This window comes from Pseudomonas sp. KCJK9000, assembly GCF_046230725.1.
Classification (GTDB): domain Bacteria; phylum Pseudomonadota; class Gammaproteobacteria; order Pseudomonadales; family Pseudomonadaceae; genus Aquipseudomonas; species Aquipseudomonas promysalinigenes.
Window position 1 is genome coordinate 1 of record NZ_JBJJLN010000075.1, and the last position, 13841, is coordinate 13841.

The following is a 13841-nucleotide window of genomic DNA, read 5'->3' on the forward strand; positions in this document are numbered from 1 at the left end:
GACTAAGGTCGTCTGGTTGGTGTTCGCTAGCCGCATAAAGTAAGGGTGTGGGTTTCCCCTACTTGTGCTGCTAGGACAAAAACAATGAACGACAGCATTTACCTTTCGATTCAAAACAGCCCCCGCTTCAAGGAGCTGGTCAGCAAACGTGAGCGGTTCGCCTGGATTCTTTCGGCGATCATGCTCGGCCTCTACTGCGCCTTCATCCTCCTGATTGCCTACGGTCCCCAGATTCTAGGCACCAAGCTCAGCCCTGATTCATCCATCACCTGGGGTATTCCCCTGGGCGTGGGCCTGATCGTTTCGGCATTCGTCCTGACCGCCATCTACGTTCGCCGCGCCAACGGCGAGTTCGATGAGCTGAACAAGGCCATCCTGAAGGAGGCGCAACAATGATTCGCCACGCCAAAGCCCTGGCCGTACTGGCCTGCGGAGCCTTCGCACCCGCCGTGTGGGCCGCCGATGCCCTGACCGGCGAGGTGCAGAAACAACCGCTGAACGTACCGGCGATCGCCATGTTCGTGGCCTTCGTTGCTTTCACCCTCGGCATCACCTACTGGGCCTCCAAGCGCAACAAATCGGCGGCGGACTACTATGCAGCCGGTGGCAAGATCACGGGTTTCCAGAACGGCCTGGCGATTGCCGGCGACTACATGTCGGCCGCCTCGTTCCTGGGTATTTCGGCGCTGGTGTTCACCTCCGGCTACGACGGCCTGATCTACTCGATCGGCTTTTTGGTCGGTTGGCCGATCATCCTGTTCCTGATCGCCGAACGCCTGCGTAACCTTGGCAAGTACACCTTCGCCGACGTCGCCTCTTATCGCCTGGGGCAGAAGCAGATCCGTACCCTATCGGCGTCTGGTTCGCTGGTAGTGGTCGCGTTCTACCTGATCGCGCAAATGGTTGGCGCGGGCAAGCTGATCGAGCTGCTGTTCGGCCTGGACTACCACGTTGCGGTGATCCTTGTGGGTATCCTGATGTGCCTGTACGTGCTGTTCGGCGGCATGCTGGCAACCACTTGGGTACAAATCATCAAGGCTGTGCTGCTGTTGTCCGGTGCCAGCTTCATGGCGTTGATGGTGATGAAGCATGTGGGCTTCGACTTCAACACACTGTTCTCCGAAGCGATCAAGGTCCATGCCAAAGGCGAGGCGATCATGAGCCCTGGCGGGCTGGTGAAAGACCCCATCTCGGCGTTCTCGCTGGGCCTTGCCCTGATGTTCGGTACTGCCGGCCTGCCGCATATCCTGATGCGCTTCTTCACCGTCAGTGACGCCAAAGAAGCGCGCAAGAGCGTGCTGTATGCCACCGGTTTCATCGGTTACTTCTACATCCTGACCTTCATCATTGGCTTTGGCGCCATTCTGCTGGTCAGCACCAACCCTGAATTCAAGGACGCCGCAGGCGCCCTGATCGGCGGCAACAACATGGCCGCAGTGCACCTGGCCGATGCCGTGGGTGGCAGCGTGTTCCTCGGGTTCATCTCCGCCGTGGCCTTCGCCACCATCCTGGCGGTGGTGGCCGGCCTGACCCTGGCCGGTGCATCGGCAGTGTCCCACGACCTGTATGCCAGCGTTTGGCGTAAAGGCAAGGCCAACGACAAGGATGAAATTCGGGTGTCGAAGATCACCACCGTTGCCCTTGGCGTGTTGGCGATTGGCTTGGGCATTCTGTTCGAGAAGCAGAACATCGCCTTCATGGTTGGCCTGGCATTCTCCATCGCTGCCAGCTGCAACTTCCCGGTGCTGCTGCTTTCGATGTACTGGAAGAAACTGACCACCCGCGGTGCCATGATTGGCGGCTGGTTGGGGCTAGTGAGCGCGGTGACCCTGATGATCCTGGGCCCGACCATCTGGGTGCAGATCCTCGGTCATGAAAAAGCCATCTATCCGTACGAGTACCCAGCGCTGTTCTCGATGCTGATTGCCTTCGTCGGTATCTGGTTCTTCTCGATCACCGATACCTCCAAAGCCGCGGATGACGAACGTGCCAAGTTCTTCCCACAGTTCGTTCGCTCCCAGACTGGCCTTGGGGCTTCCGGCGCCGTTTCGCACTGATTCATAACGCAAAAAAAACCGCGCCTAGGCGCGGTTTTTTTTTTGCGTGCCGGCTAGATTCTGCCCAATAGCAGCAACACCAGCAGCACCACCAGCACCACGCCGATGATGCCCGACGGGCCGTAGCCCCAGCTGCGCGAGTGGGGGAAGACCGGTAAGCCGCCGATCAACAACAGGATCAGGATGATGATCAGAATCGTGGTCATGAAGAAATCCTTGTGTGTTTAGGGGTCAAGGGCCTCACACTGCCGGCCTCTTGTAATTCCGACCGTTGCCGCTTGTGAAAGATTCCATTTGCTTGAGCACCATGCAGTCATGTTCGCCCATTCACTATCCTGATTAACCCTGCTGTTGACCAAGGCCTTGATTAGACTCCTGACACAACCCGTCAGAACAAGGCGTGCCACTATGCAAAACCGCATCATGATCACTGGCGCAGGTTCCGGCCTTGGCCGGGAGATCGCCCTGCGTTGGGCCCGGGAGGGCTGGCGCTTGGCGCTGGCTGATGTCAACGAAGCGGGCCTGCGCGAAACCCTGGAGGGGGTACGGGCGGCAGGCGGCGATGGCTTCGTCCAGCGCTGCGATGTTCGCGATTACAGCCAGCTGACCGCCTTGGCCCAGGCCTGCGAGGAGCGTTTCGCAGGCATCGATGTGATCGTCAACAATGCCGGCGTCGCCTCAGGTGGTTTCTTCGCCGAGCTGTCCCTGGAAGACTGGGACTGGCAGCTCGCAGTCAACCTGATGGGCGTGGTCAAGGGGTGCAAGGCGTTCTTGCCGCAACTGGAGCGCAGCAAAGGGCGCATCATCAACGTCGCTTCGATGGCGGCACTGATGCAGGGGCCGGGCATGAGCAACTACAACGTTGCCAAGGCGGGGGTGCTTGCGTTGTCGGAGAGCCTGCTGGTGGAGCTGCGCCAGCTCGAGGTGGCTGTGCATGTGGTTTGCCCGTCGTTCTTCCAGACCAACCTGCTCGACTCCTTCCGCGGCCCGAACCCGGCGATGAAAGTGCAGGTCGGCAAATTGCTGGAAGGCTCCCCGATCAGCGCGGTGGATATTGCCGACTACATTCACCAGCAGGTCGCGGCCGGCGAGTTTCTGATTCTGCCCCATGAAGCCGGGCGCCTGGCCTGGGAGCTCAAGCGCAAGGCGCCAGAGCGGCTATACGATGAGATGGCCGAGATGGCGGTAAAAATGCGAGCAAAGGCGCAACCCCGGTGATTGCACAGCCCAGCCCGTAGGAAAAATTACAACGGTGCGTAGGCTTGCTCTGAATTGCTGGCTAGCCCTTGTCTAGCAGAATATCCCCAAGCACGCTGCGGTTTTTCCTGATGCCAAAAAGGAGCGCAGCATGCTGGTGATCGCACGAGAAGTCGGCGAAGTCATCACCATAGGTGACGATATTCGAATCAAGGTAGTGGATACCCACAATGGGCTGGTGCGTTTTGGCGTGGATGCGCCGCGCAAAGTGCCGGTGCACCGGGCGGAGGTCTATCGGCGCATCAAAGAGCAGGCCGAGCGCAAGGCTGATTGACCTGCCTCGGCCGCGTGGCTTCAAGGCCAGAAGTCAGTCGAGCAATTCCCGTGGCACGTCATGCTTGGCCAGCAGTTGGCACTGCTGGCTTTGCACATCGAACAGGATGAACGCCTGGCCTTTGGCCAGCGCCTGACGAACCCGCAATACGCGGGTTTCCAGGGGCGTGTCATCGCCATTGTCGGTGCCTTCGCGGGTCACGAAGTCCTCGATCAGGCGGGTGAGGGTTTCAGCTTGCAGTTGGTCGTAGGGGATCAGCATGGGCAGCGCACAGTCCAAGTCATGAGCGCTGCATGCTACGCGATTGCAGTGCCATCAGCTTTTATTTCCTAGCAGGCTGTCCACGGCCGGCACCCGGGTGTCGCTCTCCATCTGCGCATCGTGCTCCAGTTGGTGGCTAAAGCGCTCCAGCGATGCGTTGGCCGGTTGCGAGTCGCTGGCAAATACCGGTGGGCTGAGCAGGTAGGCACTTAGTAATCGGCTGAGGGCGGACAAGCTGTCGATATGGGTGCGTTCGTAGCCGTGGGTTGCGTCGCAGCCAAACGCTACCAGTGCGGTGCGTATGTCATGCCCGGCCGTCACGGCCGAGTGGGCGTCACTGAAGTAATAGCGGAACAGGTCACGGCGCACCGGTACATCCTGATCGCCCGCCAGCTTCAGCAGATGGCGTGACAAGTGGTAATCGTAAGGCCCGGACGAATCCTGCATGGCCACACTCACCGCATGTTCGCTGGAGGCCTGGCCCGGCGCTACCGGGGCGATGTCGATGCCGACGAACTCACTGACATCCCAGGGCAGGGCGCCGGCCGCACCCGAGCCGGTTTCTTCGGTGATGGTGAACAGCGGGTGGCAATCGATCAGCGGCTGTTGGCCACTTTCAACCACTGCCTTCAGTGCCGCCAGCAATGCTGCTACACCCGCCTTGTCATCCAGGTGGCGGGCACTGATGTGACCGCTATCGGTAAACTCCGGAAGTGGGTCGAAGGCGACGAAGTCGCCGATGGAAATGCCCAGCGCTTCACAGTCGGCACGGGTGGCACAGTACGCGTCCAGGCGGACCTCCACGTGCTCCCAGCTCACCGGCATCTGGTCGATGGCGGTGTTGAACGCATGGCCGCTGGCCATCAGCGGCAGTACGCTACCGCGAAATACTCCGGTGTCGGTGAACACACTGACCCGGCTGCCTTCGGCGAAGCGGCTCGACCAACAGCCGACCGGGGCCAGGGCAAGGCGCCCGTTGTCCTGCAACTGACGCACGCTGGCGCCAATGGTATCGAGGTGAGCCGAGACGGCGCGGTCAGGCGAGCTCTGCCGGCCTTTGAGGGTAGCGCGGATGGTGCCGCGGCGAGTCAGCTCATAGGGAATGCCCAGTTCATCCAGTCGTTCGGCCACATAGCGCACGATGGTATCGGTGAAACCAGTCGGGCTGGGGATGGCGAGCATCTCCAGAAGCACGCGCTTCAGGTAGTCGAGGTCGGGTTCGGGGAGTCGTTCAGACATGGGTACTCCTTGGTTCTTCTGCGGGTCTGTTCACGGCTGAACCCGCTCGCACGGCAAGCCGAAGGCCATGCGAGCGGATTAACCCGTGAACGGGCCTTTACTGTCTTAAGCCAACGGCCGGCTCTGGGGGAACAGCAGATCGACGAACCGCTCTGCAGTAGGCTGCGGCTCGTGATTGGCCAAGCCAGCTCGTTCGTTGGCCTCGATGATCACGTACTCTGGGCACTCAGCATCGCGCACCATGAAATCCAGGCCTACCACCGGAATCTCCAGCGCCCGCGCTGCTCGCACAGCCGCATCGGCGAGCACCGGGTGCAGGCGTTCGGTCACATCTTCCAGGGTGCCGCCGGTGTGCAGGTTGGCTGTGCGCCTTACCGCCAGGCGGTTACCCGCAGGCAAAATGTCTTCATAGCCCAGGCCTGCGGCCTGCAGTGTGCGCTCGGTTTCATCATCCAGCGGAATACGGCTCTCGCCGCCGGTGGCCGCTTGGCGGCGACGGCTTTGCGCTTCGATCAGCTGGCGGATGCTGTGCTTGCCATCACCTACCACGTGGGCAGGATGGCGGATGGCTGCAGCCACGACTTCATAACCGATCACCACAATGCGCAAGTCGCTACCGGCATGGTAGCTCTCCAACAGCACGCGGCTGTCGAAGCGGCGGGCGGTCTCTACGGCCTGGGTCACTTCCTCGATGCAGGTAAGATTCACCGCGACACCCTGGCCCTGTTCGCCATCGACCGGCTTGACCACCACTGCGCCATGCTCATCCAGGAACGCCAAGTTGTCGTCGGCGTTGCCTGCCAACTGTTGCGCCGGAACCTGCAACCCGGCGTTGTGCAGGGCATGTTGAGTCAAGCGTTTGTCCTGGCACAGGGTCATGGTCACGGCACTGGTCAGGTCGCTCAGCGATTCGCGGCAGCGAATGCGTCGCCCGCCCAGGCTGAGGGTGAACAAGCCGCCTGCAGCATCGTCGACCTGCACTTCGATCCCCCGGCGCAGCGCCTCGTCGACGATGATCCGAGCATAGGGGTTGAGCCCGGCCGCAGGCCCCGGGCCAAGGAAGAGTTGCTGATTGATACCGTTGCGGCGTTTGACGGCGAACGTTGGCAAATTGCGAAAGCCGAGTTTGTCGTACAAACGCTTGGCCTGGCGATTGTCGTGCAATACCGACAAGTCCAGGTAGGCAAGGCCACGGCTCATGAAATGTTCGATCAAGTGCCGTACCAGCACCTCACCGACGCCTGGGCGGGTGCATTGTGGGTCTACCGCCAAACACCATAGGCTGCTGCCATGCTCGGGGTCGTCGAAGGCCTTGCTGTGGTTCAGGCCCATCACGCTGCCGATCACCGCACCGCTGTCTTCGTCTTCCGCCAGCCAGTACACCGGGCCGCCGAGGTGACGAGGGGTGAGCAGGTCTGGGTCGACTGGCAGCATGCCACGCGCCTGATATAACGTATTGATGGCCTGCCAGTCGCCCGCATTTTGCGCCCGGCGCACCCTGAACCCGCGAAACACCCGCTGCGCTGGGCGGTAGTCGGTGAACCACAGGCGCAGGGTATCGGAGGGGTCGAGAAACAGCTGCTGTGGGGCTTGGGCCAACAACTGCTGGGGGGCGGCCACATACAGCGCGATGTCGCGCTCGCCGGGGCGCTCGTCCAGCAGCTCCGCTGCCAGGCTGGCAGGGTCCGGGTAGGTGTGGCCGATCAACAGGCGCCCCCAACCGCAGTGCAAGGCTCGCGGCTGGTCGTGGGGTTCGCTGCCATCACCGGCCAGGCGCGCCTGTAGGCGCTCGTAGGACGGTGCCTGGCCGCGCAGCAAACGCTGACCGTAAGCGATTTCATGGGCTTTCATCGGTCAGATTCCTTGTTCGCTGAGCCACAGGTTCAGTGCCGCCAATTGCCACAGCTTGGAGCCGCGCAATGGGGTGAGCTGACCGTGTGGGTTGCTCAGCAAGCGGTCGAGCATGGTCGGGTTGAACAGGCCGCGATCCTGGCTGGGGTCAGTCAGCAGCTCGCGCACCCAGCCTAATGTCGCACCTTCCAGGTGCTTGAGGCCGGGCACCGGGAAATAGCCCTTCTTGCGGTCGATGACTTCATGTGGGATCACCCGCCGCGCCGCTTGCTTGAGCACCTGCTTGCCGCCGTCAGGCAGTTTGAAACGTGCCGGAATACGCGCCGACAGCTCTACCAGGCGGTAATCGAGGAACGGCGTGCGCGCTTCGAGCCCCCAGGCCATGGTCATGTTGTCCACCCGCTTGACCGGGTCGTCCACCAGCATCACCGTGCTGTCCAGGCGCAGGGCCTTGTCCACGGCCTCCGGTGCACCCGGCCGGGCGAAGTGCTCGCGCACGAAGTCGCCGGCCACGTCGGTTTCCAGCAGCCATGGCGCTTGGACCGTGTCGCGATACTCAGCGTGGCTGCGGTCGAAGAAGGCATCACGGTAGGCTGCGAAAGCATCCTGTGCGCCGTCCACTTTCGGATACCAGTGGTAGCCGGCGAACAGCTCGTCGGCGCCCTGGCCGCTTTGCACGCCTTTGCAATGCTTGGCCACCTCGCGCGACAGCAGGTAGAAGGCGATGCAGTCATGGCTGACCATCGGTTCGCTCATGGCGCGGAATGCGGCCGGCAGTTGCTCGATGATTTCATGCTCAGCGATGCGCAGCTGGTGATGGCGAGTGCCGTAATGCTTGGCTATCAGGTCCGAGTACTGGAATTCATCGCCACGCTCGCCGCCCGCGTCCTCGAAGCCGATGGAGAAGGTGGAGAGGTCATCCACGCCCACCTCACGCAGCAGGCCGACCAGCAGGCTTGAGTCAACTCCGCCGGACAGCAGTACACCCACATCCACGGCGGCACGTTGGCGGATTGCCACGGCGTCGCGGGTGGCGTCGAGTACCCGTGTGGTCCAGCCTTCCAGGTCGAGGTCGCGCTCGTCGGGGTTCGGGCCATATTGCAGTTGCCACCACGTCTGGCGCTCGACCTCGCCATGCCGGTCCACACGCATCCAGGTGCCGGGTTCGAGCTTCTGGACATTGGCCAGCAGCGTGCGTGGCGCAGGTACCACAGCATGGAAGTTCAGGTAGTGATTAAGCCCTACCGGGTCGATCATCGGGTCGATGTCGCCGCCTTTGAGCAACGCTGGCAGGGTTGAGGCAAAGCGCAGTCGCTCGCCGTTGCGCGACAGATACAGCGGCTTGACGCCGAGTCGGTCGCGGGCCAGGAACAGTCGCTGATTGTCACGTTCCCAGATGGCCAGGGCGAACATGCCGTTGAGCTTGGGCAGCAAGGCTGCACCCCAGGCGTGGTAGCCCTTGAGCAACACTTCGGTGTCGCCGTCCGACCAGAAGCTGTAGCCCAGGTCCAGCAGCTCCTGGCGCAGTTCGGGGAAGTTGTAGATGGCGCCGTTGAACGCCAACGACAGGCCAAGGGTGTTATCGACCATCGGCTGCGCCGAGCCGTCGGACAGGTCCATGATCTTCAGCCGGCGGTGGCCAAGGGCAATCGGGCCTAGGCTATGGAAGCCCCAGGCGTCGGGGCCGCGCGGCGCCAGATGATGGGTCATGCGCTCTACCGCAGCCAAGTCGGCTGGGCGAGGGGCTTGATCGATGGGGGTGAAACGCAACTCTCCTGCTAATCCGCACATAGGTCCTTACCGGTTTTTCCGTTGGGGAATGAGTGCCCCGGATTAGGGCACCCTGTAAGGAACTGACCTATGCGCTTTGTGTGAGTTTTAGATCGATTGGTTATAAGTGGCGATGTGGCAGCTCATGTTCACCGATAGGTGTTCATGGTCATCCCCCGGTTGGCAGCGGCTCTTGATTGCGCCGATCACTTTCCTCGAATCAACTGTCGCAACATGAATCGATTCGGATGGCACGCCTCGGCCACTGCTCTGGGCAAAGGCAGTGGCTCCCCGCTGGCCCAGGCCGCAATCAGCTCGCCACTGAGCGGCGCGGTGATCAACCCACGTGAGCCGTGCCCGCTATTCACATACAGCCCGTCCAACCAAGGGCAAGCTACATCGGGCACCTGCCGGGCATCCTTGGCAAGCACGGCATAGGCCTCTGTGAACAGGGCAGGGTCAGCCAGGGGCCCGACGATCGGCAGGTAATCCGGGCTGGTACAGCGAAACGCCGCACGCCCCTGCAACTGCGTCGGGTCCAGTGTGTCTGCGCCCAGGCGAGATGCCAGGTCAACGGATATCCCCTGCAATAACCGCAGATTACCTTGGTGCTCGGCTACCGTGGGCGTCAGGTCGTCGCTGCTGAAGTCAAAGCTGGCGCCCAAGGTGTGTTCATCCTGTCGGGGCGGCGCAACGTAGCCATCGGCACAGACCACGGTGCGCAGTGCTCGGCTGGCGCAGGTTGCCGGCAGGCGGGTGATCTGCCCGCGAATGCGCTTGAGCGGCAACTGCGAGCAGGCGGGGAACCTGCGTACATCGGCAGCCGCGGCCAGCACCACCAGCGGCGCGCTGGCCAGCTCGCGCTCGCCGTCCCACGCTTGCCAGAGGCCTTGGACTTTGCGCAACTGCAGCACATGCTGGTGAGGCTGGACGCGGATGTTGGGGTGTTGCAACTGTGCCTGGCACAAAGACGGCGGGTGCACCCAGCCACCTTCCGGGTAGTACAGCCCGCCCGCTGGCAGCGCCACTCCCGCAACTGCCTCGGCCTCAGCCTGTTCCAGTGCCTGCAGCAACCCGCTGTCGAAGGCCTGAGCAAGCTTGGCCTGACGTTCGGCTTCCTTACCGTCGAAGGCCAATTGCAGAACCCCGCAGGCGTCCCACTGTTCGCCGCGCTGCAAGCGCTCGAGCTGGCGCCGGGTATAACCGAAACCGGACAGGATCAGTTGCGACAGGGCGGTGCCATGGGCAGACAGTTTCAGGTACAGCACCCCTTGAGGGTTACCGGAGGCTTCCTGGGCCGCAGCCCAGTGGCGCTCCAGCACCGTCACCTGCCAACCTCGCCTGGCCAGGCTGGCGGCAGTGGCACTGCCCGCCAGGCCTGCGCCGATCACCAGTGCCTGGCGCGGCCCGGCTAGCGGTGCCGGGCGGGCATACCAAGGGGCGCTGTCGGTGGCTGAAGGTTGCCCGGTGTACAGGCCACTCATCACTTCCCATTTCTTGCCGATGCCAGGAATCTTCTTCATGGCGAAACCGGCCTCGATCAGCCCCCGGCGCACCCACCCGGTGGTGGTGAAGGTGGCCAGCGCCGTGCCTGCATGGGCCAGCCGCGCCAACTGCGAGAACAGCTCGGGGGTCCACATGTCGGGGTTTTTCGCGGGCGCGAAACCGTCGAGGAACCACACATCGATGCGCGCATCCAGTTGCGGCAGTTGTTCCAGTACGTCGCCGATCAGCAAGGTCAGGGTTACCCGGCCGTTATCAAAGCTGAACTGCTGGAAGCCTGGGTGAACCGCCACGTACTGAGCCAGGAAAGGTTCGGTGAAACCGGCCATCTGCGGCCATAGGCGTGCAGCGCGGGCCATGTCGTCATGGGCCAGGGGGTACTTTTCGACGCTGATGAAATGCAGCCGTGCATCGGGATCTGCCGTTTCGGCGAACAGCTGCCAGGCGCAGAAGAAATTCATGCCGGTGCCGAAGCCGGTTTCCCCGATCACCAGGCACGCCTGTGGCTCAAGCTCGGCGAAGCGTTGCGCCAGGCGGGTCTGCTCGAGAAATACGTAGCGGGTTTCGTCGGTGCCTTCGTTTTTCGAGAAGTAGACGTCGTCGTACTGCCGCGAGTGAGGGCGGCCCTGGTCGTCCCAGTCGATCTGGGCATGCTGAAGAAGGGTGGACATGGTTGGCTCGGTTGCAGCGGATGTGCGGATTTTATGTCATCTGCAGGGTTTGCACAGGCACAACGCAAATCCGCTAGTCTTGCTTATCCAATCAAGGAGCCAGTGCATGTTCGAATCCGCGCAAATCGGCCACAGCATCGACAAGGACACCTACGACGCAGAGGTCCCCGCGTTACGCGAGGCACTGCTCGATGCACAGTACGAACTCAAGCAGCAGGCACGTTTCCCAGTGATCGTGCTGATCAACGGCGTCGAAGGTGCCGGCAAGGGCGAAACGGTCAAGCTGCTCAACGAGTGGATGGACCCGCGCATGATCGACGTGCTCACCTTCGACCAGCAAACCGACGAGGAGCTGGCTCGGCCACCGGCCTGGCGCTACTGGCGGGCCTTGCCGCCCAACGGGCGGATGGGCGTGTTTTTCGGCAACTGGTACAGCCAGATGCTGCAGGGGCGGGTACATGGTGTGTTCAAGGATGCCGTGCTCGACCAGGCCATCACCGGTGCCGAGCGGCTGGAACAGATGCTCTGCGACGAAGGGGCGCTGATCATCAAGTTCTGGTTCCACTTGTCCAAGAAGCAGATGAAGGCGCGGCTCAAGTCGCTCAAGGACGACCCCCTGCACAGCTGGAAGATCAGCCCCTTGGACTGGCAGCAGTCGCAAACCTACGACCGTTTCGTGCGTTTTGGCGAGCGCGTGCTGCGCCGCACCAGCCGTGACTACGCGCCATGGCACATCATCGAAGGCGTCGACCCGAACTATCGCAGCCTGGCGGTGGGGCGCATCCTGCTCGAGAGCCTGCAGGCGGCACTGGCCAACAACCCGAAGGGCAAGCACCAGGGCAACGTCGCCCCGCTCAGTCACAGCATCGACGATCGCAGCCTGCTGGGCGCGCTGGACATGACCTTGCGCCTGGACAAACACGACTACCAGGAACAGCTGGTCACCGAACAAGCGCGTCTGGCTGGCCTGCTGCGCGACAAACGCATGCGCCGGCACGCCTTGGTGGCGGTGTTCGAAGGCAATGACGCCGCCGGCAAGGGCGGAGCCATTCGCCGGGTCGCCGCCGCGCTGGACCCGCGCCAGTACCGTATCGTGCCAATTGCCGCGCCCACCGAAGAGGAGCGCGCCCAGCCCTACCTGTGGCGGTTCTGGCGGCATATCCCGGCGCGCGGCAAATTCACCATCTTCGACCGCTCCTGGTATGGCCGCGTGTTGGTGGAGCGGGTGGAGGGCTTTTGCAGCCCGGCCGACTGGATGCGCGCCTACAGCGAAATCAACGATTTCGAAGAGCAACTGGTCAATGCCGGTGTGGTGGTGGTCAAGTTCTGGCTGGCAATCGATCAGCAGACCCAGCTCGAACGCTTCGAAGAACGCGAGCAGATTCCGTTCAAGCGCTACAAGATCACCGAGGACGACTGGCGCAACCGCGAGAAGTGGGACGACTATACCCAGGCGGTGGGTGACATGGTCGACCGCACCAGCAGCGAAATTGCCCCTTGGACCCTGGTTGAGGCCAATGACAAGCGCTGGGCGCGGGTGAAGGTGCTGCGCACGATCAACGAGGCGCTGGAGGGCGCTTTCGCCAAAGGCAAGAAATGACCCAGCATGCCGCCACGGAATGACCCTATGAATTTATTTCCCGGCATTTTCCACCGGGGCCTAGCGCTGAGCCCTTAGAATCGGCCTAAACCCATCAAGGGCTCTGGTTCGAGGACTGTATGCACACAACTTCCGGCCGCTGGGGCTATGGCCTATTCCTGGCGCTGCTGACCGCACTGCTCTGGGGCATCCTGCCGATCAAGCTCAAGCAGGTGTTGCAGGTGGTCGACCCACTGACCGTCACCTGGTATCGGTTGCTGGTCTCTGGCGGGTTGCTGTTCGCCTGGCTGGCGGCCCAGCGCCGCTTGCCATCGGCCCGCAAGCTGGGGCGCAAGGGCAAAGGCCTGGTAGCGTTGGCTGTGCTCGGCCTGATGGGCAACTACGTGCTGTACCTGATCGGCTTGAAGTTGCTCAGCCCAGGCACCGCCCAACTGGTGGTGCAGATGGGCCCCGTACTGTTGCTGGTGACCAGCGTGTTCGTGTTCAAGGAACGGTTCACCCTGGGGCAGGGTATTGGTTTGGTCGTATTGCTGTGCGGGTTCGGCTTGTTCTTCAACCAGCGGCTCGAGGAGCTCCTGACCTCCTTGGGCACCTACACCACCGGCGTGCTGACCGTTCTGCTGGCGACCAGTATCTGGGTGTTCTACGCCTTGAGCCAGAAGCAGTTGCTGACGGTGTGGCATTCGCAGCAGGTGATGATGGTCATTTACCTGAGCTGCGCGGTGCTGCTGACGCCCTGGGTACACCCGTTGCAGGTGTTGCAACTGACTGGGGTGCAGGGTTGGCTGCTGCTGGCCTGTTGCTTGAATACCCTGGTGGCCTATGGCGCATTCGCTGAGGCGCTAGCGCACTGGGAGGCATCGCGGGTCAGTGCCACCCTGGCGCTGACACCGCTGGTGACCTTCGTTGCGGTGGCGCTGGCGGCCTTGGCATGGCCTGAGTACGTCCAGGCCGAAGATATCAATGCCCTGGGGTATGTGGGGGCGGTGACGGTGGTGGCGGGTTCGAGCTTGGTGGCGCTTGGGCCATCGCTGGTGGCGGGGTGGAAGGCCAGGCGGGCGCGCCTGGCCTGAGTGGGTAGGCTAGTACTTCGCGGGTGAATCCGCTGCTCCCGAAAGCTCATACAGCCGGTAGGCGCGGGTATACCTGCGAAAAGGCCGGCACAGGCGTAATGCTGTTCACATGAGCATTTGAGTCCAGGCTTGGGGTTGTAAAATCCGATACACGTGATCTGGGATCGGATTTTTTGGGGTTTCATCTGAGCTTTTTAGCGCCTGTGAGATCGAGCGCCGCCCGCGCGGCGCATCGCGAGCTGCGCTCGCTCCTACGTTTGTTTCGGGCCAATTATGCCTGCGGGG

At 62.2% G+C, this 13841-nt stretch carries 12 protein-coding genes; 6 read left to right on the forward strand and 6 right to left on the reverse strand.

Features of this window, described 5'->3' with window-relative positions:
- The first annotated feature begins 84 nt into the window (after positions 1–84).
- Both ACK59H_RS21185 and ACK59H_RS21190 read left to right on the forward strand, forming a co-directional pair.
- Positions 85–396 (forward strand): DUF485 domain-containing protein, encoded by a 312-nt coding sequence (locus tag ACK59H_RS21185; protein ID WP_110639578.1) that lies wholly within the window; start codon positions 85–87, stop codon positions 394–396.
- Positions 393–2057, forward strand: coding sequence for a cation acetate symporter (locus tag ACK59H_RS21190; RefSeq protein ID WP_060478821.1), 1665 nt, complete (start codon positions 393–395; stop codon positions 2055–2057). The genes ACK59H_RS21185 and ACK59H_RS21190 overlap by 4 nt, the downstream gene beginning before the upstream one ends.
- A gap of 53 nt (positions 2058–2110) precedes the next feature.
- On the opposite strand, the gene ACK59H_RS21195 is transcribed toward ACK59H_RS21190, so the two are convergent.
- Positions 2111–2263: a DUF3309 family protein gene (locus tag ACK59H_RS21195; RefSeq protein WP_081016659.1), complete on the reverse strand. Its 153-nt coding sequence runs from the start codon at positions 2261–2263 to the stop codon at positions 2111–2113.
- Positions 2264–2465: 202 nt separating this feature from the next.
- Between ACK59H_RS21195 and ACK59H_RS21200 the strand changes: the two genes are divergently transcribed.
- Both ACK59H_RS21200 and csrA read left to right on the forward strand, forming a co-directional pair.
- The gene (locus tag ACK59H_RS21200) at positions 2466–3275 is read left to right on the forward strand and encodes an SDR family oxidoreductase (RefSeq protein ID WP_060478822.1); all 810 of its coding nucleotides are present in this window, start codon (positions 2466–2468) and stop codon (positions 3273–3275) included.
- Positions 3276–3405: 130 nt separating this feature from the next.
- Complete coding sequence (csrA, locus tag ACK59H_RS21205; protein WP_060478823.1) at positions 3406–3588, forward strand: carbon storage regulator CsrA; 183 nt, start codon at positions 3406–3408, stop codon at positions 3586–3588.
- A 33-nt stretch (positions 3589–3621) separates the two neighbouring features.
- Here csrA and ACK59H_RS21210 read toward each other — a convergent pair whose 3' ends face one another.
- The 5 genes from ACK59H_RS21210 to mnmC all read right to left on the reverse strand — a co-directional run bounded on the left by ACK59H_RS21210 (position 3622) and on the right by mnmC (position 10883).
- Positions 3622–3849 carry a YheU family protein gene (locus ACK59H_RS21210; RefSeq protein ID WP_186476552.1) on the reverse strand — a complete coding sequence of 76 codons (228 nt, stop codon included), beginning with the start codon at positions 3847–3849 and terminating at the stop codon, positions 3622–3624.
- 54 nt (positions 3850–3903) lie between these two features.
- Entirely contained in the window at positions 3904–5088 is a 1185-nt protein-coding gene (locus tag ACK59H_RS21215; RefSeq protein ID WP_060478825.1) for an osmoprotectant NAGGN system M42 family peptidase, read from the reverse strand.
- A 105-nt stretch (positions 5089–5193) separates the two neighbouring features.
- Positions 5194–6939 (reverse strand): N-acetylglutaminylglutamine synthetase, encoded by a 1746-nt coding sequence (ngg, locus tag ACK59H_RS21220; RefSeq protein ID WP_409264878.1) that lies wholly within the window; start codon positions 6937–6939, stop codon positions 5194–5196.
- Positions 6940–6942: 3 nt separating this feature from the next.
- Positions 6943–8730, reverse strand: coding sequence for an N-acetylglutaminylglutamine amidotransferase (locus tag ACK59H_RS21225; RefSeq protein WP_060478827.1), 1788 nt, complete (start codon positions 8728–8730; stop codon positions 6943–6945).
- A gap of 185 nt (positions 8731–8915) precedes the next feature.
- The gene (gene mnmC / locus ACK59H_RS21230; protein ID WP_409264879.1) at positions 8916–10883 is read right to left on the reverse strand and encodes a bifunctional tRNA (5-methylaminomethyl-2-thiouridine)(34)-methyltransferase MnmD/FAD-dependent 5-carboxymethylaminomethyl-2-thiouridine(34) oxidoreductase MnmC; all 1968 of its coding nucleotides are present in this window, start codon (positions 10881–10883) and stop codon (positions 8916–8918) included.
- A gap of 106 nt (positions 10884–10989) precedes the next feature.
- On the opposite strand from mnmC, the gene pap reads away from it, so the two are divergent.
- Together pap and ACK59H_RS21240 are read left to right on the forward strand one after the other, a co-directional pair.
- A complete protein-coding gene (gene pap / locus ACK59H_RS21235; RefSeq protein ID WP_409264880.1) occupies positions 10990–12483 on the forward strand; it encodes a polyphosphate:AMP phosphotransferase in 1494 nt (497 codons plus the stop codon).
- A gap of 119 nt (positions 12484–12602) precedes the next feature.
- Positions 12603–13556, forward strand: coding sequence for a DMT family transporter (locus tag ACK59H_RS21240; protein ID WP_409264881.1), 954 nt, complete (start codon positions 12603–12605; stop codon positions 13554–13556).
- Positions 13557–13841: the final 285 nt, after the last annotated feature.